The sequence below is a fragment of the Nocardia sp. NPDC003345 genome, from assembly GCF_053589395.1.
This window is the reverse complement of record NZ_JBSFRU010000002.1, coordinates 47,603-71,136: the sequence shown is the minus strand read 5'-3', so window position 1 is coordinate 71,136 and position 23,534 is coordinate 47,603. Positions and strand designations below refer to the sequence as shown.

Here is a 23,534-nt window from a genome sequence, read left to right as displayed (position 1 = left end):
GTCCCGGTGACGCGGCCGGCTCGAACCCTCCGCCGCGCGACCGGTTCCGCCCGGCGAGGCCACTGTTCACGGTACGCACCGCCACCGGCGCTCCCCAGCGTATTCTGCCCCTACCGGATACCTCACGAATTATTCGATAGCCGAATTGTCGAATACCACAGTTGCAGCCGAGATTCGGTTTCGGTTTTTCCACCCGGGCGATCCGAATTCCGTCGAGGGCACAAAATATCATTCGCCGATCCGTGTAATACCCGGTATTCGTATCGATTACGAATCGATCATGCTCCGGTCCCCGATCATGGAATCACCTCTCCATCCGGCCCGGCGTTCGGAGCAACGATGTTCGATTCACCGCACCATCCCGCCCGTGGACGGGGCCGGCACCGCCTGCGCCGCCGGAACCGTCCGCTGCGAGCGGCATTCACCACCGCCGCCGCGGCCGCGGCCCTGTCCGCGGGAGTGCCCGCCGCCGCCCTCGCGGCACCCGCTCCCCCGGCAACCGGGCTCACCGATCCGCTCCCCGGTCCGCGGGTGCACGGCCCGGGCACCGCGATAGTCATCCTCGGGTACGGCCTGCTCCCCGACGGGAGCCTGCGCCCCGAACTGGTGGATCGTCTGCGTGCCGGGTATGTGCAGGCCCTGCTGCCACCGCAATCGCCGGTGATCGTCACCGGTGGCAATCCCCGGCACGGCATCACCGAGGCCGCCGCGATGGCGGACTGGCTCGTCCGCAACGGACTGCCCGCTCATCGCGTATATCAGGAGCCCGCGGCCTCGAATACCGTGCAGAACGCCCAGCGAAGCGCGCAGCTCATCCACGCTCTGGGCCTGCGCGACGCGGTGGTCGTCACCTCCGAGAACCATCTCACCCGCGCGGTCGGCAGTTTCGCGGCGGCCGGGATTCCGGTCGCCGCGACACTCACGCCGGCCGAGATACCGCAATTCGTGGCGGCCTTCGGATGGTGATTCCGCGGCGGTATTTCGCGATATCGGGATCGGATCCATTCAGGCCGGCATCAGAGGCGATCCGAAATCCCCAGGGCACGCGACAGCGCGGGCCAGCTGCGATGTAATTGCACCTCGAAATCGGGCCAGGCGTGCATACCTTCGGGTAGATAATCCACCTCGGCCGGAATACCCAACTCGTGCAGCCGATCGGCGAAACGCTGTGTGCACAGCCGCGCCCCCTGTTCGAGCAACGATCCGCCGCCGAGCAGAACGGCGAGGATTTCCGGGCCGTCGCCGATCGACATGAGCGCGGCACCGCTCGGGGCCCCGTTCGCGACCGATAGGTAGATCCCGGTTCCCCGTAACGCCTCCGCGCCCAGCAGGCTGTCATGAGCGAGCCATTCCGGCGAGGCGGGCGGGCCGAACAGATTCTCCGGGTTCCCGCCCCGCGAGACGACGGTGGCCGTGGTGACGGCCCGGCCGAGTTGATCGGCCGTGGAATAGCAGCCACTCAGTCCCGCGACACCGCGATAGAGGCCCGGATGTCGCTGCGTCAACATCATCGCGGCCTGCGCGCCCATCGAGACCCCGGCGATCGCGCGCGTGCCGGTGGACTCCAGGTACTTCTCCACGATCGGCGGCAGTTCCTCGGTGAGGAAGGTTTCCCACCGGTTCAGCCCGAGCGCGGCGTCGACCCGGATCCAGTCGGCGTACATGCTCGCGGTTCCGCCGGTGGTGAGCACGACGTCCACCGGTTTATCCGAGAAGAACTCCGCGGCGCCACCGTCGGTCAGCCAGCCGGAGGTCGGGCCGCCGTCGACGCCGTCCAGCAGATACAGCGTGGGCCGAGGTGCGGGGCCGGTGCCGATCAGGGTGTCGATGGCTATCTCCCGGCCCATCGCGGCCGACCGGATGTGCAGCCGGATCCGCTGGTCGTCGAGCACTTCCACCCGCAGCAGCCGGGGGCCCCGCTCCCGTTCGAGCGCCGGCGCCGTGAGCACCGGACCCGGTGCCGAATCGCCGGGCGGGGCGGCGCCGCTGGGCGCGGTCGCCAGCACCGCCCCCACCGCGACCAGAACTGCCAGAACCGATACCGGGGATCTCATCACTACACCTCGTCGAAATACCGGGGCGAGCAGGCGCCCCGTTCACTGCCCGGGATCGCCGGGCACGGATACCGATGCCGCATCGGCCCGGGCGGCCGGAGCCCTCCCGGTCCGAATCGGCCACCCATCACGCCGCCCCGGGTTTCCCAGAGCGCGCCCGCCGGACGGTGGTCATCGGATGCCGCGGCAGCCGGCGTAGTGGCAGTGCGTCCACCGGGTCACCGTCCCGCTCGATACCCGCGCTCTCGGTGATCCGGTACAGGCCCGGCGGCCGGCCCGCCGCGCGCAGACTGTCGAGTGCCTCGTGGGCACGACCGGCCAGCTCGGGCACCTGCTCGGTCGATCCGGAGGCGACCGCGGCCGTCGGCGGGACTTCGGCCGCCTCCGCGATCAGTTCCAGGACCTGCGCGCTCATCATCCCGGCGGTCACCGGATCACCGCCGAGGGACCGCGCCGACTCCAGCGGAATGAGGACGGTGCCGCCGTCGGTGCGCAGCAGCGACAGCGAGCGGGATCCCAGCGGCGTGCCCAGTGCGGCCTGTACCCGGCGTAGTTTGCGCCGGCCCGCCGAGACGGCCGCCGGTCCGCCCGCGCGCTCCTCGGCATGCGGCGGAATATCCAGCGCCACCACCTGATAGGCGGGCGCGATCCGGATTCCGGACCGTTTCGCCAGCGCGGTCACCCCGTGTCCGCTCAGCAGTGCGGCCAGCATCGCCTGTGCGGAGGTCTGATGCTCGCGGGCGACCACGCGGTGTTCATCCAGATACGCGGACGCGGCGGCCGTGGTGACGATCTCCACCACACGGACCAGCAGCCGGGCGGCATCCGCGACGGCGTCGGCGTGAACCGCGGCGCCGGCCATCCGGCCGGTCAGGAATTCCATCCCCTCCCGGGCGCACGCATGGCAGGCGCCGAGCACCGACTCGAGTGCCACTCCCTCACGCGCCCAGCGTTCCGCCGCCGCGACCACCGCGCCCGGCCGGGTCGCGGCTCCGGCGAACCCCGGTTGCGCCGATGAAGAGATCCCGGCTTCCGGGGCGAGATCCTGCGCGACTTCCGCGAGAAACCGGCGCACCGCGGCACCCACCGTCGTGGCGTCGCTTTCCGGGCCGGGGCCGCGCAAATGCGCCACGAGTTCGTTTTCCAGGCCTGCGCTCCCGGAATCGGCTGACTTTCTGCCCACCATAACTACCGGACAGTAACCTCGCCGTGGCGGGCGATGGGGGGATCGGACGTTAGTCCGGACAGTTCATCAGGGGCCCGGCCACCGATTGGGGTCGATCACAAGATGATAACGAGGCCGTGACGGGCAGGCGGTGAACCGCGGGCCGGCGACACCGGCCGGCCATCCGGAGTTCAGTGGTTGCGACCGGATTCGCGCGGTGCGGGCTGGTCGAGAATACGGGGCTGGCGCCGCCGCAACGCCGATAGCAGACCGGGGGTGTATTCCGGTGGCGCGGCGTGCACCGACAACTGGTTCGCGACCGCCCGGTACGCGTCCAGATCGGCCTGTTTGTCCAGATAGAGCGCGCCGGTGAGCTGCTGGAGGTAGACGATATCCGGAAGGTCCGCCTCGGCGAAGCGCAGATAGGTGAAAGCGCCGTCGGCCAGCGCCGGACCGCCGACGTGATCGGCCAGCACCTGCACGGTGATATGCGGCTGGCGGGCCGCGGCGAGCAGCTGATCCAGCTGCGCCGCCCACACCCGGGAACCGCCGATACGACGGGTCAGCGCGGCCTCTTCCACGATCAGCCACAGGTGCGGGGGATGCGCCCGGTTCAGGATGTGCTGGCGGCGCATCCGTAGCGCGACCCGGCGTTCGATCGCGTCTTCGGATTGGGTCGGATGCGCCAGCGTCAGCAGCGCCCGCGCGTAATCGGGAGTCTGCAGCAGCTCCGGCACGGTCCTCGGCTCGTAACAGCGGATGACCTGGGCGGCCTGTTCCAGCCCGAGGTACATATCGAACCATTTGGGCAGCCAGTCGTTGTCCCGGTGCCACCAGCCAGAGGTGTTGGCCTGCCGGGCCAGCTCCTGGAAGGCGTCGAGTTCCTCACCGTCGGTGACACCGTACAGCTGGAGCAGATCGCTCAGATCGCGTTCGCGGATACTGGTGCGGCCGAGCTCGAGCCGGCTGATCTTCGAATCCGAACCCCGGATATGGTCACCCGCCTGCTCCCGGGACAGCCCGCTCGCCTCACGCAAACGCCGCAGACGGCCGCCGAGCACCATCCGCAGCACCGTCGGTCCGCCCTCGACCGCCGCTCGTGCCGTGGAGCCCGGTCCGGTCGAGACATTCGCGTCCATAGCCGATCGCATCCCAGAAGCGCCCATTATTCGAGTTTCGCATGGGAGCGCCGCCGGAGACCAAACGAAACACCCGTGGCGTGAACGACATTCGCGGCGCCGCCCGCGGTCCCCGACGCCGTCGCCCGGCGGCCCCGGTCCGCCGACCGGTGTGAATCGCACCGACGCCCCTCTCCCCGGTGCTGTGAATTCCCCAGAGCCCGTTCCGGAACATGTTCTCACCGATGGTGCGGACCTACCGTTACAGATAACGGCGCCGACGTCGACGCCGACCGGAAGGAGACGCGGATCTTGAACGCCAGGACACCGGCCACGACCGACCGCGACGACGCCGCCCGCGATGCCCTCACCCGCCGGGTGACCGTCTACTTCGACGGTATGCCGGGCAGCGCCCTCGTTCTGGAATACGCGGCAACCCACACCGAGGCCTGGGAATTCACCTCCGCCGCCGCCTATACCGGTCTCACCGTCACTGTCGACAGCAAGATCAGGCCGGGACTGCGCCGGCTACCCTGTCACAGTCTCTGGCGCTGAATCGCGCACGCCCCACCACACCGGATGGCGGCGTTGGCGCCGTCGCACCTCTAGGCTCGGGAACAGCCGGGGAACGACCCGGCGGTTCCGAACCGCAGGAGCGCGTATGCCGACCCGATCCGCCGTCCGTCTGGGTAGCCTCGTCGCCCTGATGGCCGCCGTGGCCGCGGGCGGCTACGCGAGCCGGGATCCGCAGCCTTTCGCCGGCGTGCCCGCCACAACGCAGACCACGACCACGACGCCTGCCGGCGCCACGGCGACACGCCCGCCCGCTCCCACGGTGGATCCCTACGCCGGAATGCCACTGATCGACTACCTCGAGTGGACCGAGAACGCGGACGGTGCGCGCCTGATGGTCCATCCCACCCGGGCCGGGCGCGATACCGGCTTTCCCGGGGCGGAAATGCGCGCCTGGCAGGAGGTCGTCCGCTCCGACCCCACCGCCGACACCCCGGGGATGTGGGATCAGTTCCGCTGCCATTGGGATTGGGCACGGCTCATCGCGCCCGAGAAGCCCAGCTGGAATCTGGAGCCGTGGCGCCCGCCGGTGGGCTACGACGCGACCGTCGACGCCGCCTGCAATCCCGGCGGACCCGAACGTTGAGAAGGCACGATACGAACGAAAGGAAGCACGGTATGCGCATCGTCGTCGCCGGCGGACACGGCAAGATCGCCCTGCTGCTCGCCGAACAACTCACCGGGCGAGGTCACAGCGTCATCTCGCTGATCCGCAATTCCGCGCACGCCCGGGAGGTGTACGCCACCGGAGCCGAATCCGTGGTCCTCGACCTGGAGAGCGCGCTGGTGAGCGATCTGGCCACCACCGTGCAGAGCGCGGACGCCGTCGTTTTCGCGGCCGGGGCCGGTCCGGGCAGCGGAGTGGCGCGCAAGTACTCCGTGGATCGCGACGGTTCGGTTCTGCTCGCCGAGGCAGCCGAGCGGGTGGGAACCCGGCGGTTCCTGCAGATTTCGGCGATGGGCACCGGCCTGCCCCCCGCCCCGGGCACCGATGAGGTGTGGGCGGCGTATCTAGAGGCCAAAACCCAGGCCGAAGACGATCTGCGCAGCCGCGACCTGGACTGGACCATCTTGCGCCCCGGCCGCCTGACCGATTCCCCCGGCACCGGCCTGATCACCTTGGCCGAACCCCGGCTGGAGCGCGGTGAGATCCCGCGCGCGGACGTCGCGGCGGTACTGACCGAACTCCTCGGTGCGCCGGACAGCGCAGGCCGGACCCTGGAACTGGTCACCGGGACCACCCCGATCGCGGCCGCGGTCGCGGATCTGCGCAACTGAACGTTCGCCCGAAAAACGTTCGCACACAAGGAATCGATCGTGCAGATGTACTTGCATTTGAAAGCACCCTCGACCTAGACTCTTCCCACACCGCTATACAGGGGAAAACAATGGGGAGGCCGCGTGAGTGAGCCGACAACAACGTTCGCCAGTGGTTTACTGCCGCAGCTGCGGGAGAGTCCGAAGGATCAGACCCGATTCGGTAGCAGTCCGGCCGGAATCGATTCCGCCACGATCGGCAAGCCGGCGAACGGTATTGATATGAGTACATTCGGCGTCCGCAACGGCCGCCCCCGCCATGGATCATCACGTGAGAGCGCTGTCGAATTCGTCATCGACGCGGTCGAATCCACCGGGGCCGCGACTCGTGATGACTTCGATATAGACAAGATCGTCACCACCGTGCACGCGCTGGCCGACGATTGGGATTTCGGGACACTGCGGCCGGATACCTTCTGGCGGGTCGCCTCGACCTTCATCAGGGCCTGACGGTTCGTGAAAATTACCGCCTCGGCGATCTCGGCGCCGAGGCGGTCGTTTCATGAGATCTTCCGCTGAATCACCGAGCCGGGCAACGGCCGTTACCCGGCCGCCCGGCTATTTTTCTACAGTCCCTCGATGTACTGGGCGATGATATTCCGCGACCGCTCCGGAGTCGCCGCCTGGACGCTCAGCCGGTCCATCACCGACAGGTACAGGGCCAGATCCTCGCGCCGGTCCAGATACAGCGCGCTCGTCAGCTGCTCGAGGTAGACGATATCCGGCAATTCGGTCTCCGCGAATCGCAGAATGGTGAAAGAGCTTCCCGCGGCCGGATGTTCACCTGCCGAGAAGGGCACGACCTGAATGGTCACATTGGGCAGCCGGGTGAGATCGAGCAGATGTTCCAGCTGCGCACGGTGCACGGCCGCCCCGCCGACCGGCCGGTGCAGCGCGGCCTCGTCGATCACCGCCCAGACGACCGGCGGATCGGACCGGTGCAGAATCTCCTGCCGGCGCTGCCGGAACGCCACCCGGCGATCGGTATCGGAATCCTCGTAGCCGAGAGTGACCACCGCACGGGCGTAATCGGGTGTCTGCAGGAGGCCGGGCACCAGATGCGATTCGTAGGTACGGATCTTGCTCGCGGCCTGTTCCAGACCGAGATAGGTGCCGAACCAGGATGGCAGCAGATCGCCGAAGCGATGCCACCATCCCGGTTCGTTGGCCTTGCGCGCGAGGTCGAGGAATCGCTCCCGCTCCTCGGGATCGGTGACACCGTACAGCGTCAGCAGATCCCGGATATCGCGCTCTTTGAAGCTGGTCCGGCCCAGCTCGAGCCGACTGATCTTCGCATGGGAACCGCGGATCGCATCACCCGCGGCCTCTCTCGTAATCTTCTTGCTCTCACGCAGTTTTCGTAACTGGCCGCCCAGGGCGATACGTAGAACCGTGGGGCCGCGTTCCGCATCTACGGGTTGTACGCTGCCACGCTTCTCGGGCTCTGCCATCATGGAGTCGTCTCCGCTTTCGGGTTAACCCACGGTGCGCACCTCATCCGCCCAGGACGCACCACGCCGACGGCCCATGCTACCTCTCAGCCTGCCAGATCGTCGAACTCTCCCGCTTTCGCTCCCTGGAGAAAGGCTTCGATCTCCGGCCGGGTGTAGAAGAGTACGCCACCATCGGGGAATCGCGAATTACGCACAGCCACCAGATTGTTGGCCGCCTCGGCGAACTCGACACAGTTCCCGCTCGGATTGCTGAAGGTGCTCTTCCGCCAGCTTCCGATCACCTGATTGATTACTTCCGACATAGGACCCACTCCTTGCTCATGGTCGCTGACGCCACTGTCGCATACCGCCGGTCCTTACAGATGCACTCGCAGGTGTTCTTGCATCTGCACCGACATCAGGACGATAGCACGAAGTTCGCCGGGGTGCGCCCACAGGACCCCGGGACTGCCGCAGCACTGCCCCGGCGTTGCCCTTCACGTGTTGGAGCACAACGGAATCCGGCTCGCGGCCGAGTCCGGCGCCGCTTCCGCATCCGCCGGCGACCGGTCTTGTACTGTCGCAGAGAGACTTCGATTCCATCCGCCCGAGCTTTGCCTCCGGCCGCGTCCGGCACATCTCCGATCACCTATGTCACGCCGAGGAGTTCTCCATGCCCGAAGACCACCGGCCCGCGATCCGCACCGATATCCCGCACTCCGCGCGTATCTGGAACTACTGGATGGGCGGAGACGATTACTTCGAGGCCGACCGCCTGGCCGGTGATGCCGGGATCGCGGTCGATCCCGACATCACCACGATGGCCGTCGAATCGCGGCACTTCCTGATCCGGACGGTACGGTTCCTGGCCGCGGAGCGGGGCATCCGCCAGTTCCTCGATATCGGCGCCGGTCTGCCCGGTCCGCAGAACACCCATCAGATCGCGCAGTCGGTGAACCCGGATTCCCGGATCGTCTACGTCGACAACGACCCCCTGGTGCTCACGCAGGCCCGGACCCTGCTGGCGGGCACCACGGATCAGGGCGTGACGACCTATTTCGATGCCGACTACCGCAATCCGGAGCTCGTCGTCGCCGACGCGCGCCACGTGCTGGATTTCACCAGGCCGCTGGCGATCATGTTCATGGGAGTGCTCGGGCACGCCTCCGCACCGGCGGAGATGCGACGGATCGTGCGCACGGTGCTGGACGCGACCCCGCCCGGCAGCTATCTGATCCTCTGGGACGGTACCGACGACAGCGCCGCCTACGTGCGGTTGTGCGCGAACTACACCGATACCGGCGGTGCGCCCTACACCCCGCGGCCGCGCACCGAGATCCGGTCCGCCTTCGAGGGCCTCGTATTCGAGGACCCGGGGTTCGTCCCGATCACCCGATGGCGGCCGGACTCCGCCGACGCCACCGGGGAACGGCCGATCTCCGCCTACGGCGCCGTGGCCCGGAAGCCGTGATTCGAGGGCGGCCGCCGCTTCCGCACCGCCTCGGCGACAGCCGGGAAGCGTAGGGCCCCAGGGGTCGTCGCCCCGCGGAGACGGCGCCTCGGCGGCCGCAAAATTTCGAATGTTGTTTGCAGATGTACTTGCATTTGTAAGCGACGCCGCCTTAGACTCGTGCCACCCAGAGGGGCGATACGCAGCGTCTTCCGGCCGGTTCGAAGGTCGGGTGGATCGCCTCCGAACATCGCACGTGAGGGGCAACCGAATGATCCAGCCATTCCGAAGTCCCCACCGGAACGCGGTCGGTAGCGCCACCGGTGCGCATTCGCTGGGCCATCACCCGGAGCCACTGCGGCACTACGCCGCGGCCGAGGCCGGCACCGATTGCAGTGCCGAACCACCCGTACTCACCTACCGGCAGGCCCGGGAAATCCTGCACGTGCACGATGTGCACGGCCCGCAGTGCCGCCAGTGGCTCGCCGCCGCCGCCTACCTTTCGGCGGGGCTCGACGACGAATAGCGGGCCCCGCGCCCGGCCGCACCACCCCGATACCGATCCGTGCTGGCTTTCGATCATCGGACGCGGGATTCTGGAATCCCGCGCTCATGTGGATGGTAACCATGCGAATAGCCGAGATCCTGCGCACCAAGGGCAGCGCCGTCGCGACCGTTCGGCCCGAGGCCGATATCCGCGCCCTGCTCGCACTCCTGACCGAACACAATATCGGCGCCGCCGTGGTGTCCCCGGACGGGAGCATCATCAGCGGAATCATCACCGAACGCGATATCGTCCGGGCGTTGCTCCGGCACGGCGGGCAACTGCTGGACCGCCCGGTGGCACAGGTGATGAGTACCGAGGTGCGTACCTGCGGACCCGAGGACGAGGTGGACGGGTTGCGCGGCATCATGACCGAACACCGCATCCGCCACCTTCCCGTCGTCGACGACGAGGGCCGCCTGGCCGGGATCGTCAGCATCGGCGATGTCGTCAAGAGTGCCCTGTCCGAACTCACGACCGAACGTGAACAGCTCGTCGAATACCTGCAGGGCGGTTACTGATCGTCAGCCGAGATCGGCGGACAGCCACCGCTGTGGACGCATCGAGACGACCACGTGCTCACCGAGTTCGGCCGCGGCGAAGGCCAGATAATCGTCCACCCGCTCCGCGGGCAGATAGCGGGCGACCATCTCGCGGTGCACCGTGTCGGTGAGCGGTTCGACCCGGGTCACCGGACCTTCCACACTCACATAGCGCACGCTCGGCTCGACGCGTTCCACCATCAGGCTGAATCGGCCCGCGGCCCGGATCCGGCGCATCTTCTCCGACTCCGGCCCGGTGAGGATCCACAACTCACCGCCCGGGACGTATTGGTACCAGATGGGGACCGTCAGCGGGCCGCGATCCGGGCCCGCCGCCACCGACAGCGCGCCGATATGCGGTTCGGCCAGAAAGGACCGGCGTTCTTCCGGGGTGAGTGGCATACCGGCACCCTAACGCCGGGCTCCGACATATTCGGGGATCCGGCTCCGGCCGTGCCGTCCTGCGCGAAACCCTGTGCACACCAAAGGTACTGGGCCACAATTCGGCGAATGGGTATCGTTGTTCGGAGCCCGGGCAGTACGGCGGAAGGAATGATCGCGATGGGATCGGCCCTGCATCCGCCGGATCGTCTGGCACCACCCGGCGAATCATCCGCACCGGCCGAGGTACTGCCGGAGCGGGTGCGCGCCGCCTTCCCGGCCCTCGCCACCGGCACGGACACCTATCTCGACAGCGCCGCGACCACCCAGAAACCCGGCTCGGTGATCGACACGGTGCGCGACTACCATGCGGTCGCGACCGCCAATGCCGCGCGCGGGACCTACCCCTGGGCCACCGCGCTCACCCAGCGGATCGAGTCGGTGCGGACGCGGACCGCGCGATTCGTCGGCGCCGCGCACGACGACGAGATCGTATTCACCGCCGGCGCCACCGCCGCACTCAACGCGGTGGCGCTGTCCTGGGGGCTCACCGCGCTCGCCGACGGCGACGAGATCCTCTACGGTCCCGCCGACCACGCCGCCAACGTGGCACCCTGGTACCTGCTACGGGACACCCTCGCCCGATTCGGGCGGCGGATCGAGCTGGTCCCCTACCGGATCACACCGGACGGGCGCGCGGATACCGGCGATATCGCGGCAAAGCTCGGCCCGCGCACCCGGCTGCTCACCGTTACCCATCTGCATCATGTGTTCGGCGCCGTGAGCACACTGGCCGAGATCGAGGAGCTGATTCCGCAGCGGGTGCTGCGCTGCTTCGACTGCAGCCAGAGTGGCGGGCACCTCCCGGTGGATGTCACCGCGCTGGGCGCCGATTTCGCGGCTTTCGCCGCCCACAAGATGTTCGCCGCGCCCGGGACCGGCGTGCTGTACTGCCGACGCCGGGTGCATTCCGAGCTTCGGCCCTTCCTGCCCGGTGGCGGTACCGCCGCCGTGCTCACCGCCGACGGGTTCGAGGCGGGCCGGATGCCCGGGCTGCTCGAGGGCGGCACCCCGAATATCCCGGGCATCCTCGCCCTGGGTACCGCGCTCGGGGTCCTGGAGACGTTCGGGATGCCGGCGATCGCGGCCCACAACCGGGCGCTCACGCTGCGGTTGATCGCCGGGCTGCGGTCTGTTCCGGGCGTGCGTTTCCTGCCCGGACCGGCTCATGCCACCGATGGCGCCGGCCACGGGATCGTCTCGTTCACCCTCGACGGGATCTCGGCCGCGGATCTGGGCTTCGTCCTGGCCGAGTACGGCTTCCTCGTCCGCACCGGTACGCACTGTGTCCCGGATATCGCCGCGAATCGTGAATCGGTGCGCGTCAGTACGCATGTCTACACCCGTCCCGGCGATATCGATCGTTTCGTCGACCGGGTCCGGACGCTGGCCCAGGAGCTGTGATGACCGCCGATACCGACACCGGCACCGGCCTCGGGGCCGACAACTACGACCGGCGCGGCGCGGCGCGCATCCTGGCCGAACTGGCCCGGCCGGGGCTCTTCACCGCCGCACCGAGCCCGCACCGGGTCGCGAGATTCGAGTATTCGAGCACCCCGCTGCGCCCCGAACCTGGCACGCATCTGACCTACTCGCAACGCCTGTATCTGGAACGGTTCATGCGGCCCTGCGCCGCGGACCAGGTCACCTCGGCCACCCATCGGATGACCTGGACCGACAGCGCCGGAATACCGAACACCGGCTTCTACCGGGACGACGGTCCGGGCCCGCTGGTGCCGATCGCCGTCCGGGAGACCGTGCTCGCCCTCTGGCGCGACCTCGAATCGAATACCGCACTCGGCGAACGGATCTCGGGCCTGGACGACGCGGCGCGGGGGGTGCTCGCCGCGACTACCACCGACCACGAACCGATCGATATCTTCCGGGTCGGTATCGAATCCGCCGGACGAGCGCTGGCGCAGCACGCCCTGCTCGCCACCCACACGCCCTATCGCACGCCCGCCGAATTCGCCCGCGGTATGCGCGACTCCAATATCTTCGCCGCCGTCGCCACCCGCTGGTTCTGGGAACTGCAGGCCTCCACCTACCGGCGCGGAATGATCCCGGTACGTCTGGAGGGACGGCCGGACGGCACGATCCGCTACTGCCCGCAGACTCTCACGACTCTGCGGGCCATGAAGGACGCCACCATCGGCGACGCGCACCGGGTGATGCGCCGGGCCACGGCCGAGGAGGGAATGAGTAGTGCGGAGGCCATCGCCCACTATCACGACGATCTGGACCTGATCTCGCGCCAGTACGCCCTGCTGTCCCCCGGTGAGCGTCCCTCGTGCCCGGCCACCGCCGTACACCGGGTCGGCGGGGAGAATTACAGCGTGCTGCCGGTGGTGGTCGGACGTTTGGTCGACGTCTTCACGGATCTGGCCGCACGGTGCGAGGTGACGGCCGCACCGGCCGGCCCCGAAGCGGCCGACGACAGTCCGGTGCAGGCCGAGGACCGCGTTTTCCACGTACCGGATATGACCTGTAAACACTGTGTCCGCACGATCGGCGGCGTGCTCGAATCCATGGATATCGAGGTCGCCGAGATCGACCTCGACACCAAACGGGTCGTGGCCGAGTTCCGCAGCCCGCGTAATCGAATGCGGGCGTTCGAGGCACTGCGCGACGGTGGGTACAACCCGGTGGGCGAGGCGCCGGTAACGACCCGTACGGATCCGCGCGGATGAGCGCCGTCCCGTCGCGGGCCCCGGCCGGGGCGCCGCCGGCCTTACCCGCGCGCTGGGATCCGCTGGTCCGCCGCTTCCTCGGCGACCGCGATGCCCTCGATGATGTGGTGCGACGTTTCGGCACCCCGGTGCATCTGCTGTTTCCCGAGGTCTTCGCCGGCAACCTCGGCCGGCTCCGCTCGGTACTGGAAGCGTCCCACGCCGGTCACCGGATCTGCTATGCGCACAAGGTCAATCGTTCGCGCGCACTCGTCCGGACGGCCGCCGCCGAGGGGATCGCCGTGGACGTGGCCTCGCCCCAGGAACTGGAATCGGCCCGTGCGGCCGGGTTCGCCGATTCCTCGATCGAGGTGACCGGCCCGAAGGGTGAGGCGTTTCTGCGGGCACTCACCGGTACCGGAATCACCGTCAATATCGACAATCAGTGGGAACTCGACACCCTGGCCCGGCTGGCCGGACCGGCGGCACCGGTTCCGGTGCTGTTGCGGGTCAGTGGTTTCCCCGGGTCACAGCCCAGCCGGTTCGGGATTCCGGTACCGGCGGTCGGCCGGGCGCTCGAGGTGCTGGCCACCCATCGCGACCGGCTGGCGTTCCAGGGGCTCGGATTCCATCTGGATACCGCCGATATCGCGGAGCGGATCCGGGCCGTGGACATTTGCCTGGCTCTGCTCGAACAGGCCTGGGCCCAGGATCTGACCCCGTCGGCGCTCGATATCGGGGGCGGATTACGCCAGGTCTTCACCGGCGACCCGACCCGCTTCGACGAGTACGCGCAGCGGCTGCGCGAATCGCTGGCCGGCCACGGCCCCCGGATGACCTGGGGTTCGGCCACCTTCGGCTACCAGGTGGACGCCGCGGGGGTACGCGGTACTCCGGTGTTCCACAAATACGCGAACACGGTCGGGGCGGCCGATATGCTGGCCGAGATACTCGCGGCGCCGCTGGAGGGGCAGGGCGGGCGCGGTTTCGCCCGGGTCGCGGCCGACAATCTGCTCGATATCTGGCTGGAGCCGGGGAAAGCGCTCGCCGACCACGCCGGGATCACGGTGGCCGGGGTGGAGTTCGTGAAGGAGGCCGCCGACGGCAGCCGGCTGGCCCATCTCGACCTCGGCCGGGACACGGTGACACCGGCCGACCAGGAGGTCATGGTCGACCCGCTGCTGCTGCCGGGCCCGGGGCGATCCGCCCCGGCCGTCGATCCCACCCCGGTGTTCCTCGCCGGGCGCCTGTGCCTCGAACGCGATCTCGTCACCACCCGCGCGGTCTGGCTGCCGTGGCTGCCGCGCCCCGGCGACCTGGTCGTATTCCCCAACACCGCCGGGTACAACATGGATCTCTCGGCCGCCTCGGCGGCCATGCACCGCACGCCGGACAAGGTGGCGATCGAGTTCCGCGACGGTGGTTTCCGGTCCACCCCCGACGCCGACTACCGGCCGCCCGCGTGGCGGCCCGGTTCCGGCCACTCCGAGGTTTCGTGACGATCCATCAGCACATCACCGAACTGATCGGTGATACTCCCCTGCTCCGCCTCGACCCGGCCGTGCACCGGCTCGCGGGCGTCGAACTGTACGCCAAACTGGAATCGCACAACCCGTTCGGTTCGGTCAAGGACCGGGTGGCGTGGGCGATGCTGCGCGACGAACTCACCACGCTGCGCGACGAGCGGCGCACCCTGATCGAGGCGTCCAGCGGCAATACCGCCAAGGCGTTGCGGATACTGGGCGCGATCCACGGGATCGGGCTGCGGGCGATGACCAACCGTATCCGGGTCGGCGAGGTCCGCGACCTGCTGCGGCTGTTCGGCACCGATATCGTCGAAATGCCCGGGCTCTCCGAATGCCCGGATCCCACCACGCCCAACGACGTCTACTCCGCCATCGACGCCGCCATGGCCGCCGAACCGGGCCGGTTCCGTCATCTGTCGCAGTACACGAGCGAGAAGAACATCACGGCCCATCACGACGGGACCGGACGTGAGATCCACGACGACCTCACGGCCGCGGGAATCACCCGGCTCGATTATCTCTTCGGAGGCCTGGGCACCACCGGGTCGAGCCGCGGTGCCGGCACCTATTTGCGCACCCGCCATCCGGCCCTGCGGACCGTCGCGGTGGTATCCGAACGCGCCGATTTCATCCCGGGGATCCGCTCCGAACGCGAGATGTGGGAGGTGGGCCTGTTCCAGCCGGATTTCTACGACGAGATCGTGACCGTCGAATCCGGGCCGGCCATCGAGTCCACTCTGGAACTGGCCACGGGATACGGGGTTCTCGCCGGGCCGACCAGCGGCGCCGCGTATGCCGCCGCCCGCCGGGTGCTGTCCCGGCGCTCACCCGCGGACGAGCCGGTGGTCGCGGTGCTCATCGTCTGTGACCGGCTCGAACCGTACCTGTCCTATATCAAGCAGCGGCGTCCGGAGTTGTTCGGTCACACCGGCGCGCAACACCCGCCGTCCGCGGCCGATATCGCCACCGCCGCCACGCTGACCCCCGCGGAGTTGACGGCGCTGACCGACACCGAGCGGCCGGTGATAGTCGACACCCGCGGCGCGATGGCCTACCGGGTCGCGCATATCCCGGGCGCCGTCAATATCCCCGACGACCGCCTTACCGAACTGTTCGCGCACGGCACCCCGTTCTCGCGCGCGTCCCCGGTGGTGTTCACCTGCCCCACCGGCGATATCTCGCGGCAATTCGCCGCTGCCGCGGGCCGGACCGGGCATACCGCCTTCAGCCTGGACGGCGGTATCGCCGGCTGGCGTGCGGCCGGGTATCCGCTGGAGCGCGGCGGCTGAGCGATCAGGACCCCGCGGAGCCGGTACCGGCCCGATGGTACGCATCCGGCGCGGCGGAGTTCTCCGGATCACGACTGCCGGCGCCGGACCGCGCCCGCCGGTATCGCGTCCGCGCCAGCGCGCCCAGTACCACCAGGAAACCTCCCAGCGTCCAGCCCGCGAGCACATCGGTCGGCCAGTGCACCCCGAGGTAGACCCGGGAGAGCCCGACCAGGATCACGAAGACGGCCGCGAGTATCGCGACCAGCCGGGCGACGGCACGGCGGTGGATGCGGAACCAGCACAGGGTCGCCAATACACCGATCACGGCCGCGGAGCCGGTGGCATGGCCGGAGGGGTAGGAGAGCTCGGCGACCGTGACCAGCCGGTCGGGCGCGGGCGGGCGCTGTCTGCCGATCAGATGTTTCGTCACCGGCACCAGCACCGCCGAAGCCGCCCCCACTCCCGCCACGAGCGCGAGGTCGCCGGTTTCGCCCCGGCGCAGAAGCAACCCGCACACCAGCAGCGCCAGTGCCCACATCGCGACGGACCCGCCCGCATGGGTGATCACGGTCGCCACCGTCGTGAGCGGATCATTACGCCAGCCCAGCACCGCCTCGTGTACCGGCCGGTCCACTCCGGACAGGGCCGCACCGGCGACCACGAAGGCGGTCGTCAGTGCCAGGACAGCGAAGAGCGCGACAGCGAGCACGACCATACGGTTCACCATAGTCATCCGGCATGGGCCCCTCGTGCCCCGCCGCGGCGCTACCCTGACAGCGTGGAATTCCTCTTCCTCGGCGCCCCCGCCCTGATGTTCCTGCTGGGAGCGGCAGTCGCGGTCCGGTGGGTCCACGCCCGTTTCCCCTCGACCCGCCGCGGTGCCCCTGCCGACCGGTCGGCGCGTCTCGCGGCCGCCGGGGTGGAGGAACTGACCGCTTTCTGGTATGGCACCAAGCGGGACGAACTCGATCACCGCGCCGCCCGGACCATGCTCCGTGACGAGGAATCCGACGGCGCCCCGCCGCGGACCCGCGTGGACCTGGACACCCGGCGGGCCGTACTGATCGCCCGCGCGACCTCCGGCACCTGATCGGCCCGCCACCGCCCACGCCGACCACCCGTCGGGCGCCGGCCCGCGTGCCCACTACTGTGGACGGGTGCATGCGGATCAGCGATCGGACGACAGCGGACCCCGGATCTGGGGTGGCACCACGCTTTCGGAGCGCAAGCAGGCACGGCGCACCGCTCTGCTCGAGGCCGCGCTGGATCTGATCGGCGAAGCGGGAGCGGCCGGGGTGACCATGCGCGCGGTCTGCCGCCGCGCCAACCTCACCGACCGATATTTCTACGAAAGCTTCACCAGCCGTGACGAACTGCTCGATGTGCTCTATCGGCAGATCGCCGACGATTTCCTGGAACCGATGACGGCCTTCGCGGTCGCCGACGATTCCTCCCGCGACCGTGCCCTCTCCGAAGCGCTCGTGGGCAAGGTCCTCGAAGACCCGCGGAAATCCCGGCTCTTCCTGGTGGAGCCCTATTCCAGCACCGGCCTCGGCCAGACCACCATCTCGGTGATGCCCGCCTTCACCCGCCTCATCCAGGACCATCTCTTCACCCGTATCGACGATCCGGTCCGGCGGCGCCTCGCCGCGGTGACCATGGCCAGCGGTAACGCGGGCATGTTCTCGGCCTGGCTCAACGGTTCGCTGCGCGCCACCCGCGACGAGATCGTCGACCATCTGGTCGCCATGCTCGGTGCCTATCGCAGCCTGTATCAGTAGGCTTCCGGGCACGGCACGGGTACGGAATCCGGGGTCCGGCAAGGAGGTTCGGGACAATTGCGGGACGAAGTCGTCGGGTCGACCGGTAAGCTGACCTCGCCGATCCGCGGCCCCGGGACGCTGGGTGAGGTCCTGGTGGCCGTACGCGGGGGAACCGAGGGGTACATCGCACGCGCCGCCGAAGCCATTCCGGCCGGCAGCACCGTGCTGATCATCGCTGTCGATTCCGGGCGCATCGCCGAGGTGGTGCCCTGGATACCCCTCGCTCCGGACCCGGCACCGTAGCGAAATACGACGCGAGGAGTCAGACGTGCTGGGCTATCACGTACCGGATCCCGATGAGGCGATGCTGGTCAGCGGCGCGAAGAGCAGCGACGACGCCCCCTTCCGGGTGATCATCGGCCGCGGCACCTGGGTGATGCCGTTGTTCCGCAAGGTCCGGTATCTCTCACTGGCCATGTTCGAGGCCGAGATCACCGAACGCTGTGTCACCAAACAGGCCATCGTCCTGCAGGTCCGGGCGGTTATCGCCTTCAAGGTGGCCAACGACACCGCCTCGATCGTCAACGCCGCCCAGCGCTTCCTCTCCGAGCAGGAGCAGGAGATGTCGGTGCTGACCGGCCGGATCTTCTCCGGCCATCTGCGCTCCATCATCGGTTCGATGACCGTGGAGGAGATCATCCGGGAGCGCCAGCGCCTCGCCGACGAGGTGCTGCTGGCGTCCAAGGTGGAGATGAGCAATATCGGGCTCTGGGTCGATTCGTTCCAGATCCAGTCCATCGACGACGGCAATCTGGGATACATCACCGCGCTCGCCGCCCCGCACAACGCCGCCGTCCAGCGCGACGCCCAGATCGCCGAATCCCAGGCGGCCCAGCGTTCCGCCGAAGCCGAGCAGGAATCACTGCGTAAACAGGCCGAGTACTCCCGGGAAACCGCCATCCTCAAGGCCGGATACCAGCGCGATATCGACAAGGCACAGGCCGAGGCGGCCGCCGCCGGCCCGCTGGCGGCGGCGCTGGCCCAGCAGGAGGTGCTCTCGGCCAAGGCCGCGCAGGCGGTCAAGGAAGCCGAGCTTCGGGAACAGCAACTGCAGGCCGAGGTGGTCAAGCCCGCGCTCGCCGAAGCGGAACGGGTGCGCATCCTGGCCGAGGCGGAAGCGGCGCGCACCCGGATCCAGGCCGAGGCCGCGGCCTCGCACAACCGCATCGCCCTGGATCAGCTGCTGATCGAGCAGCTGCCACTGATCGTCGAACAGGCCGCGCGCGGACTCTCCAACGCCAACCTGACCGTGCTGAACGGCCCGGACGGGGTGGGCGAACTCCTCAACGGGATGGTCGGGCAGGGTCTCACCGTGTTCAACTCGCTGCAAAAGGCACTATCGGCCGACGATGCGGAAAAACCGGAGATAAGGTAGCCGGTAACTGTGGCGAGGAGCGGTGTGGTGGCCAGCGGGAAATTGGTGTCGTTCGACGGATCGCGTGGATTCGGGTTCATCCGTCCCGAGGACGGAGGGCCCGACGTCTTCGTCCACGTGAACGATATCGGCCTGGGTGAAGGGGAACTCCGGCAGGGCCGGGTGTTCGAATTCGATGTCACCGAGGGCGATCGTGGTCCGAAGGCGGTCAATCTGCGGTCCCCCCGCGGCCATACCGCCCGCCCGGCCACCTCGGCGGGCGGGGGCGCCCGGCTGACCGCCGGGGCATACCTCCCGCTGGTCACCGAACTGCTACTGGACGCCTCGCCGGCGCTCACCGCGGGAGAGATCGTGGTCATCCGGGAGCGACTCACCGATTTCGCGGTGGAACAGGGCTGGATCGACGAGTAGCGCGCCGGATCCACCGCGGTGTCGGTGCGAACTCTTATCATCGGACGCGATGAATCGGCGCCGGCCGCGGCGTCGATACGGGTGAGGATCGACCCGAGGAGGATCGTGTGGATCTACCGGTGATGCCACCCGTCCGGCCCATGCTGGCCAAATCCGCGCCCGAGATACCGCCCGGGCCGGGCCTGAGTTACGAACCCAAATGGGACGGTTTCCGCTGCGTGGTCTTCCGCGACGGCGCGGAGGTGGAACTGGGTTCTCGTAACGATCGCCCGCTGACCAGGTATTTTCCGGAGATGGTGGAGTTGCTGCGCGAGGCGTTGCCACCTCGGTGCGTGGTGGACGGCGAGATCGTCGTCGTCACCGAGCACGGACTGGATTTCGATGTCCTGCAGCAGCGGTTGCATCCGGCGGCGTCCCGGGTCGCCAAACTCGCGAAGGAGACCCCGGCCAGTTTCGTCGCCTTCGATCTGCTGGCGCTGGACGACCGCGACCTCACGGACCGGCCCTTCACCGAGCGCCGGGCTCTACTGGAGTCCGTTCTGGACACCGCGCCCGGTCGCGTTCATCTCACTCCGCTCACCGGCGATCCGGATACCGCACGGGACTGGTTCACGCGCTTCGAGGGCGCCGGCTTCGACGGGGTGATGGTCAAGGCCGACGATCAGCCGTATCAGCAGAACAAACGGGTGATGCTGAAGGTCAAACACGAGCGCACCGCCGACTGCGTGGTCGCGGGTTTCCGCTGGCACAAGGACGGTGCGGGGGTGGGCTCGCTGCTGCTCGGCCTCTTCGACGACGAGGGCGCCCTGCACCACGTCGGTGTCGCCAGTAGTTTCACCGCCGCACGGCGCCGGGAGCTGGTCGGGGAGCTCGAACCGCTGCGCGAGAACGCGCTGGCGCGGCATCCCTGGCGCGACTGGGCCGACGCCGCCGCTCAGGCCGCCTCGGGTGGATCCATGCCGGGTGGAGTGAGCCGCTGGAGCGGCGGCAAGGATCTGTCGTGGGAGCCGCTGCGCACCGAACTGGTGGCCGAGGTGCGCTACGAGCATGTCCAGTCGGGCCGGTTCCGCCACGGTGGACGGCTGGTGCGTTTCCGCGCCGACCGCACCCCCGAATCGTGCACCTACGCGCAGCTCGAGGAGGTCGCGCCGGCGGAACTGCGCGAGATCTTCGGTGAGCCGGTGGCGAAATGAGCGAATCGGTCGAGGTCGAGGCCGCCGGGCGGGTCCTGACCGTCACCAATCCCGGCAAGGTGTATTTCACCCGCCGCGGCGAGACGAAACTCGATCTCGTGCGCTACTACCAGAGCGTCGGCGAGGCATTCCTCCGCGTCAACGGTGGCCGGCCGCTACTGCTGGAACGCTATCCCGACGGCGCGTCGGGGAAATCCTGGTTCCAGAAGCGGGTGCCGAAATCGGCGCCGGACTGGTTGCATACCGTCGAGGTGTCCACGCCCAACGGCACCACCAGTGACGCGCTGGTCGCGCACGATCTCGCCCATGTGCTGTGGGCGGTGAACCAGGGCTGTCTCGGCTTCCACGTCTGGCCGAACAAGGTCCCGGACCTGACCGTCGCCGACGAACTGCGTGTCGATCTCGATCCGTCGCCCGGGATCGGGTTCGGCGAATTACGCACCGCCGCTCAGCGCACCCGCGAGCTGTGCGCCGAACTCGGTATCGAATCGTGGGTGAAGACCTCCGGTTCGCGCGGTCTGCATCTCTACATCGCGCTCGAACCCCGCTGGGACGGCTATCAGGTTCGTGCGGCCGCGGTGGCGCTCGCCCGTGAACTGGAGCGCCGTTTCCCCGCCGACATCACCGCGCACTGGTGGAAGGAGGAACGCGGGCAACGGGTGTTCGTGGACTACAACCAGAACGCCCCGCACAAGACCGTGTTCGGTGCGTGGTGTGTGCGGCCCAAGGTCGGTGCGCAGGTATCCACGCCGCTGACCTGGGCAGAGCTCGAGACGGTCGTGCCCGAGGAACTCACTGTCGCCACCGTCCCCGCGCGGCTGGCCGCATCGGGCGATCCGTGGGCGGAACGCCCGCCGCAATCCATCGCGCCGCTATTGGAGATGTCGGAACGCGATATGGCCGCGGGTCTCATGGACGCGCCCTGGCCACCCCAGTACCCGAAGATGCCGAACGAACCACCCCGGGTTCAGCCGAGCCGTGCGCGTAAATCCGATGCGGTGCCGGAATGAGATCGTCCCGGCACGCCGCATACGATCCCGGAAACGCTGGTCAGGACACCCATAACGCCCAGGCGCCGTTCTCGCACACCAGCGCGTAACCGTCCGGGGTGCGGGCGGTCGTGGCCGGGTCGGTACCGCAGCGTGCTCCTTCCGCTCTCACCTGTTCGGCGACGCGGAACGGCCCCGCCCATTCGTATCCGGTGACCGAACCGGTATCGGTGAGGCACAGCAGCGTGCCACCGTCGGCGCCCGCACCCACCAGGGCCGGCTCGGGGCAGGGCGTGCCGCGCTCGGCGGCGGGCGCCGCGGTACCCACCGGACCGGACGGGGCAGGGGGTGTCGAAGTAGCCGCCGGGGGCGGTGTCTCCGTCACCGGTGTCTCCGCGGAGGGGGCCGGGGCGGCGGAGGTCTCGATCGTCTCGTCCCCCGAGCCGCCGAGCCGGGACCAGACGTCCGCGACGTTCTGTCCCGGCGTGAAGATCAATGCGGCCAGCAGCGCGACCTCGGCCAGGCCCAGCAGGAGCGCGAAGAACGCCATGAGCCGGCCCCGCGGGTGACCGAACGCGATCAGCCCGAAGACGATCGCCACCGGGAACAGCAGCAGCAGTGCGGCGACCAGGGCCACGATCGCGTACGGATTGACCACGGGACGGGTTTCGTAGGCCGGTGGATCGTCATACCGATCGTCGTATTCGTCGTACTCGCGCGCACCGCGTCGACCCATCCGCCCCGGGGCGATCTCGTCCCCGTCCGGCGTGACTTCCGGCCAGCGCCCCGTCGCCCAGCGCTGCTGGTCTGTCATGCCCGATCCCTTCGAACTGCCCCGGCGAATCCCGGAACTCTCGATTCGCCCGGCGCTGTAGCAGGATATGCCGGATCGGCGCGACGGTCCCCCGAAACAGCGGTGTTCCAGATACGGAAGTTCACCCCGCCCGGCCGTGACATCTCATCACGAGATCCGGATCAGCGCTCGGCGTGTACCCGGGGCAGTGATTCGGTGACCAGGGTCGTGAGCATATCGACCAGCAAAGCGTGGACCTGGTCGCGCGTCATGGTGCCGCGGGTGAGCCATTCGCGTCCGGCGACCTTCACCAGCCCGCCGAACGCCCGGACCATCGCGCGGCGCGGTTCGTCGTGCGCGGCGCCGTCGGCGAGCCCGATCATCGCCAGCAGCCGCTGCGCGGCGGCGTCGTCGGCGGCGTCCAGGATCTGCTGGACTTCGGGGTCGTCGCCGACACCCTCGTGACTGGTCACCTTCACCCAGGTGCTGCCGTGTTCGGAGATGGTGTCGAGCAGCCAGCGGACACTCGCGTCGATCCGGTCGCGGGTGCTGCCGGTGGGGGTCGCGAACTCCTCGGCGCGTGGCAGGGTCACCATCCGGCGCACCACCGCCAGATACAGGTCTCGCTTGTTGCCGAAATAGTGATTGATCAGGCCCCGGGCCACGCCGGCCCGCTGGGCCAGTTCGGCGGTCGATACCGCGGCGTACGGGCGCTCGCCGAACATCTCGATGGCCCGGGCCAGGATCTGGGCCCGCCGCTCATCGGGTTCGAGCCGGCGTCGCCGCGCGGGCACGCCGACGCCGCCGGACCCGTTCACCACGGGCCCGGCGGCGGGCGCGGAGCCGG

At 68.7% G+C, this 23,534-nt stretch carries 28 protein-coding genes; 19 read left to right on the top strand and 9 right to left on the bottom strand.

Annotation, left to right across the window (positions count from 1 at the left end; translation table 11 throughout):
• The first annotated feature begins 339 nt into the window (after window positions 1-339).
• A complete protein-coding gene (locus ACWDU1_RS00760; protein WP_449994605.1) occupies window positions 340-966 on the top strand; it encodes a YdcF family protein in 627 nt (208 codons plus the stop codon).
• A gap of 50 nt (window positions 967-1,016) precedes the next feature.
• On the opposite strand, the gene ACWDU1_RS00755 is transcribed toward ACWDU1_RS00760, so the two are convergent.
• From ACWDU1_RS00755 to ACWDU1_RS00745, 3 genes are all read right to left on the bottom strand, one after another.
• Window positions 1,017-2,054 carry an alpha/beta hydrolase gene (locus ACWDU1_RS00755; protein WP_449994603.1) on the bottom strand — a complete coding sequence of 346 codons (1,038 nt, stop codon included), beginning with the start codon at window positions 2,052-2,054 and terminating at the stop codon, window positions 1,017-1,019.
• Window positions 2,055-2,181: 127 nt separating this feature from the next.
• Window positions 2,182-3,237, bottom strand: a complete 1,056-nt coding sequence (locus tag ACWDU1_RS00750) for a transcriptional regulator (RefSeq protein WP_449994601.1) — start codon at window positions 3,235-3,237, stop codon at window positions 2,182-2,184.
• Window positions 3,238-3,410: 173 nt separating this feature from the next.
• Window positions 3,411-4,358: a helix-turn-helix domain-containing protein gene (locus tag ACWDU1_RS00745; protein WP_449994599.1), complete on the bottom strand. Its 948-nt coding sequence runs from the start codon at window positions 4,356-4,358 to the stop codon at window positions 3,411-3,413.
• A 291-nt stretch (window positions 4,359-4,649) separates the two neighbouring features.
• On the opposite strand from ACWDU1_RS00745, the gene ACWDU1_RS00740 reads away from it, so the two are divergent.
• From ACWDU1_RS00740 to ACWDU1_RS00725, 4 genes are all read left to right on the top strand, one after another.
• Window positions 4,650-4,892, top strand: coding sequence for a hypothetical protein (locus ACWDU1_RS00740; protein WP_449994597.1), 243 nt, complete (start codon window positions 4,650-4,652; stop codon window positions 4,890-4,892).
• A 106-nt stretch (window positions 4,893-4,998) separates the two neighbouring features.
• A complete protein-coding gene (locus ACWDU1_RS00735; protein ID WP_449994595.1) occupies window positions 4,999-5,496 on the top strand; it encodes a DUF2599 domain-containing protein in 498 nt (165 codons plus the stop codon).
• Between the two features lie 32 nt (window positions 5,497-5,528).
• Window positions 5,529-6,188 (top strand): SDR family oxidoreductase, encoded by a 660-nt coding sequence (locus ACWDU1_RS00730; protein WP_449994594.1) that lies wholly within the window; start codon window positions 5,529-5,531, stop codon window positions 6,186-6,188.
• 261 nt (window positions 6,189-6,449) lie between these two features.
• A complete protein-coding gene (locus ACWDU1_RS00725; protein ID WP_449994592.1) occupies window positions 6,450-6,677 on the top strand; it encodes a hypothetical protein in 228 nt (75 codons plus the stop codon).
• Window positions 6,678-6,793: 116 nt separating this feature from the next.
• On the opposite strand, the gene ACWDU1_RS00720 is transcribed toward ACWDU1_RS00725, so the two are convergent.
• Window positions 6,794-7,681, bottom strand: a complete 888-nt coding sequence (locus ACWDU1_RS00720; protein ID WP_449994590.1) for a helix-turn-helix domain-containing protein — start codon at window positions 7,679-7,681, stop codon at window positions 6,794-6,796.
• Between the two features lie 83 nt (window positions 7,682-7,764).
• Complete coding sequence (locus tag ACWDU1_RS00715) at window positions 7,765-7,983, bottom strand: DUF397 domain-containing protein (protein WP_449994588.1); 219 nt, start codon at window positions 7,981-7,983, stop codon at window positions 7,765-7,767.
• Window positions 7,984-8,333: 350 nt separating this feature from the next.
• On the opposite strand from ACWDU1_RS00715, the gene ACWDU1_RS00710 reads away from it, so the two are divergent.
• The 3 genes from ACWDU1_RS00710 (at window position 8,334) to ACWDU1_RS00700 (ending at window position 10,175) form a co-directional block, all read left to right on the top strand.
• On the top strand, window positions 8,334-9,131 hold the full coding sequence (locus tag ACWDU1_RS00710) for an SAM-dependent methyltransferase (RefSeq protein WP_449994586.1): 798 nt from the start codon (window positions 8,334-8,336) through the stop codon (window positions 9,129-9,131).
• A 250-nt stretch (window positions 9,132-9,381) separates the two neighbouring features.
• Window positions 9,382-9,636, top strand: a complete 255-nt coding sequence (locus ACWDU1_RS00705; protein ID WP_449994585.1) for a hypothetical protein — start codon at window positions 9,382-9,384, stop codon at window positions 9,634-9,636.
• Window positions 9,637-9,737: 101 nt separating this feature from the next.
• On the top strand, window positions 9,738-10,175 hold the full coding sequence (locus ACWDU1_RS00700; RefSeq protein ID WP_449994583.1) for a CBS domain-containing protein: 438 nt from the start codon (window positions 9,738-9,740) through the stop codon (window positions 10,173-10,175).
• A 3-nt stretch (window positions 10,176-10,178) separates the two neighbouring features.
• Here the strand turns inward: ACWDU1_RS00700 and ACWDU1_RS00695 are convergent, their stop codons facing one another.
• Entirely contained in the window at window positions 10,179-10,598 is a 420-nt protein-coding gene (locus ACWDU1_RS00695) for a pyridoxamine 5'-phosphate oxidase family protein (protein ID WP_449994581.1), read from the bottom strand.
• Between the two features lie 108 nt (window positions 10,599-10,706).
• Here ACWDU1_RS00695 and ACWDU1_RS00690 point away from each other — a divergent pair, with 108 nt between their 5' ends.
• From ACWDU1_RS00690 to ACWDU1_RS00675, 4 genes are read left to right on the top strand one after another with little or no spacing between them, the layout of a single operon-like run.
• Window positions 10,707-12,041 carry an aminotransferase class V-fold PLP-dependent enzyme gene (locus tag ACWDU1_RS00690; RefSeq protein ID WP_449994579.1) on the top strand — a complete coding sequence of 445 codons (1,335 nt, stop codon included), beginning with the start codon at window positions 10,707-10,709 and terminating at the stop codon, window positions 12,039-12,041.
• Window positions 12,041-13,327 carry a heavy-metal-associated domain-containing protein gene (locus ACWDU1_RS00685; RefSeq protein ID WP_449994577.1) on the top strand — a complete coding sequence of 429 codons (1,287 nt, stop codon included), beginning with the start codon at window positions 12,041-12,043 and terminating at the stop codon, window positions 13,325-13,327. The genes ACWDU1_RS00690 and ACWDU1_RS00685 overlap by 1 nt, the downstream gene beginning before the upstream one ends.
• On the top strand, window positions 13,324-14,805 hold the full coding sequence (locus tag ACWDU1_RS00680) for a decarboxylase (RefSeq protein ID WP_449994576.1): 1,482 nt from the start codon (window positions 13,324-13,326) through the stop codon (window positions 14,803-14,805). Before ACWDU1_RS00685 ends, ACWDU1_RS00680 begins: the two co-directional genes overlap by 4 nt.
• On the top strand, window positions 14,802-16,121 hold the full coding sequence (locus ACWDU1_RS00675) for a pyridoxal-phosphate dependent enzyme (protein ID WP_449994574.1): 1,320 nt from the start codon (window positions 14,802-14,804) through the stop codon (window positions 16,119-16,121). Before ACWDU1_RS00680 ends, ACWDU1_RS00675 begins: the two co-directional genes overlap by 4 nt.
• Before the next feature lie 4 nt (window positions 16,122-16,125).
• Here ACWDU1_RS00675 and ACWDU1_RS00670 read toward each other — a convergent pair whose 3' ends face one another.
• Window positions 16,126-16,818, bottom strand: coding sequence for a phosphatase PAP2 family protein (locus ACWDU1_RS00670; RefSeq protein ID WP_449994573.1), 693 nt, complete (start codon window positions 16,816-16,818; stop codon window positions 16,126-16,128).
• 63 nt (window positions 16,819-16,881) lie between these two features.
• Between ACWDU1_RS00670 and ACWDU1_RS00665 the strand changes: the two genes are divergently transcribed.
• From ACWDU1_RS00665 to ligD, 7 genes are all read left to right on the top strand, one after another.
• On the top strand, window positions 16,882-17,193 hold the full coding sequence (locus ACWDU1_RS00665; protein WP_449994571.1) for a DUF6191 domain-containing protein: 312 nt from the start codon (window positions 16,882-16,884) through the stop codon (window positions 17,191-17,193).
• A 67-nt stretch (window positions 17,194-17,260) separates the two neighbouring features.
• Entirely contained in the window at window positions 17,261-17,884 is a 624-nt protein-coding gene (locus ACWDU1_RS00660; protein ID WP_449994569.1) for a TetR/AcrR family transcriptional regulator, read from the top strand.
• A gap of 57 nt (window positions 17,885-17,941) precedes the next feature.
• Window positions 17,942-18,169, top strand: coding sequence for a hypothetical protein (locus ACWDU1_RS00655; protein ID WP_449994567.1), 228 nt, complete (start codon window positions 17,942-17,944; stop codon window positions 18,167-18,169).
• A gap of 25 nt (window positions 18,170-18,194) precedes the next feature.
• Window positions 18,195-19,301, top strand: coding sequence for an SPFH domain-containing protein (locus tag ACWDU1_RS00650; RefSeq protein ID WP_449994565.1), 1,107 nt, complete (start codon window positions 18,195-18,197; stop codon window positions 19,299-19,301).
• Window positions 19,302-19,325: 24 nt separating this feature from the next.
• Complete coding sequence (locus ACWDU1_RS00645) at window positions 19,326-19,712, top strand: cold shock domain-containing protein (RefSeq protein WP_449994610.1); 387 nt, start codon at window positions 19,326-19,328, stop codon at window positions 19,710-19,712.
• Between the two features lie 107 nt (window positions 19,713-19,819).
• Window positions 19,820-20,905, top strand: a complete 1,086-nt coding sequence (locus ACWDU1_RS00640) for an ATP-dependent DNA ligase (RefSeq protein WP_449994563.1) — start codon at window positions 19,820-19,822, stop codon at window positions 20,903-20,905.
• Window positions 20,902-21,915, top strand: coding sequence for a non-homologous end-joining DNA ligase (gene ligD / locus ACWDU1_RS00635; RefSeq protein WP_449994562.1), 1,014 nt, complete (start codon window positions 20,902-20,904; stop codon window positions 21,913-21,915). The genes ACWDU1_RS00640 and ligD overlap by 4 nt, the downstream gene beginning before the upstream one ends.
• 40 nt (window positions 21,916-21,955) lie before the next feature.
• On the opposite strand, the gene ACWDU1_RS00630 is transcribed toward ligD, so the two are convergent.
• Together ACWDU1_RS00630 and ACWDU1_RS00625 are read right to left on the bottom strand one after the other, a co-directional pair.
• Window positions 21,956-22,708 carry a hypothetical protein gene (locus ACWDU1_RS00630; RefSeq protein ID WP_449994560.1) on the bottom strand — a complete coding sequence of 251 codons (753 nt, stop codon included), beginning with the start codon at window positions 22,706-22,708 and terminating at the stop codon, window positions 21,956-21,958.
• A gap of 161 nt (window positions 22,709-22,869) precedes the next feature.
• Window positions 22,870-23,508 carry a TetR/AcrR family transcriptional regulator gene (locus tag ACWDU1_RS00625; RefSeq protein ID WP_449994609.1) on the bottom strand — a complete coding sequence of 213 codons (639 nt, stop codon included), beginning with the start codon at window positions 23,506-23,508 and terminating at the stop codon, window positions 22,870-22,872.
• Window positions 23,509-23,534 lie beyond the last annotated feature (26 nt).

Bases quoted from the DNA above. Each gene is read 5' to 3' on its own strand.
- ACWDU1_RS00670 (WP_449994573.1), bottom strand. From the start codon at position 16,818: ATGGTCGTGCTCGCTGTCGCGCTCTTCGCTGTCCTGGCACTGACGACC.
- ACWDU1_RS00710 (WP_449994586.1), top strand. From the start codon at position 8,334: ATGCCCGAAGACCACCGGCCCGCGATCCGCACCGATATCCCGCACTCC.
- ACWDU1_RS00705 (WP_449994585.1), top strand. From the start codon at position 9,382: ATGATCCAGCCATTCCGAAGTCCCCACCGGAACGCGGTCGGTAGCGCC.
- ACWDU1_RS00725 (WP_449994592.1), top strand. From the start codon at position 6,450: ATGAGTACATTCGGCGTCCGCAACGGCCGCCCCCGCCATGGATCATCA.
- ACWDU1_RS00700 (WP_449994583.1), top strand. From the start codon at position 9,738: ATGCGAATAGCCGAGATCCTGCGCACCAAGGGCAGCGCCGTCGCGACC.
- ACWDU1_RS00745 (WP_449994599.1), bottom strand. From the start codon at position 4,358: ATGGACGCGAATGTCTCGACCGGACCGGGCTCCACGGCACGAGCGGCG.
- ACWDU1_RS00630 (WP_449994560.1), bottom strand. From the start codon at position 22,708: ATGACAGACCAGCAGCGCTGGGCGACGGGGCGCTGGCCGGAAGTCACG.
- ACWDU1_RS00680 (WP_449994576.1), top strand. From the start codon at position 13,324: ATGAGCGCCGTCCCGTCGCGGGCCCCGGCCGGGGCGCCGCCGGCCTTA.
- ACWDU1_RS00690 (WP_449994579.1), top strand. From the start codon at position 10,707: ATGGGTATCGTTGTTCGGAGCCCGGGCAGTACGGCGGAAGGAATGATC.
- ACWDU1_RS00760 (WP_449994605.1), top strand. From the start codon at position 340: ATGTTCGATTCACCGCACCATCCCGCCCGTGGACGGGGCCGGCACCGC.
- ligD (WP_449994562.1), top strand. From the start codon at position 20,902: ATGAGCGAATCGGTCGAGGTCGAGGCCGCCGGGCGGGTCCTGACCGTC.
- ACWDU1_RS00685 (WP_449994577.1), top strand. From the start codon at position 12,041: ATGACCGCCGATACCGACACCGGCACCGGCCTCGGGGCCGACAACTAC.
- ACWDU1_RS00735 (WP_449994595.1), top strand. From the start codon at position 4,999: ATGCCGACCCGATCCGCCGTCCGTCTGGGTAGCCTCGTCGCCCTGATG.
- ACWDU1_RS00695 (WP_449994581.1), bottom strand. From the start codon at position 10,598: ATGCCACTCACCCCGGAAGAACGCCGGTCCTTTCTGGCCGAACCGCAT.
- ACWDU1_RS00720 (WP_449994590.1), bottom strand. From the start codon at position 7,681: ATGATGGCAGAGCCCGAGAAGCGTGGCAGCGTACAACCCGTAGATGCG.
- ACWDU1_RS00715 (WP_449994588.1), bottom strand. From the start codon at position 7,983: ATGTCGGAAGTAATCAATCAGGTGATCGGAAGCTGGCGGAAGAGCACC.
- ACWDU1_RS00755 (WP_449994603.1), bottom strand. From the start codon at position 2,054: ATGAGATCCCCGGTATCGGTTCTGGCAGTTCTGGTCGCGGTGGGGGCG.
- ACWDU1_RS00730 (WP_449994594.1), top strand. From the start codon at position 5,529: ATGCGCATCGTCGTCGCCGGCGGACACGGCAAGATCGCCCTGCTGCTC.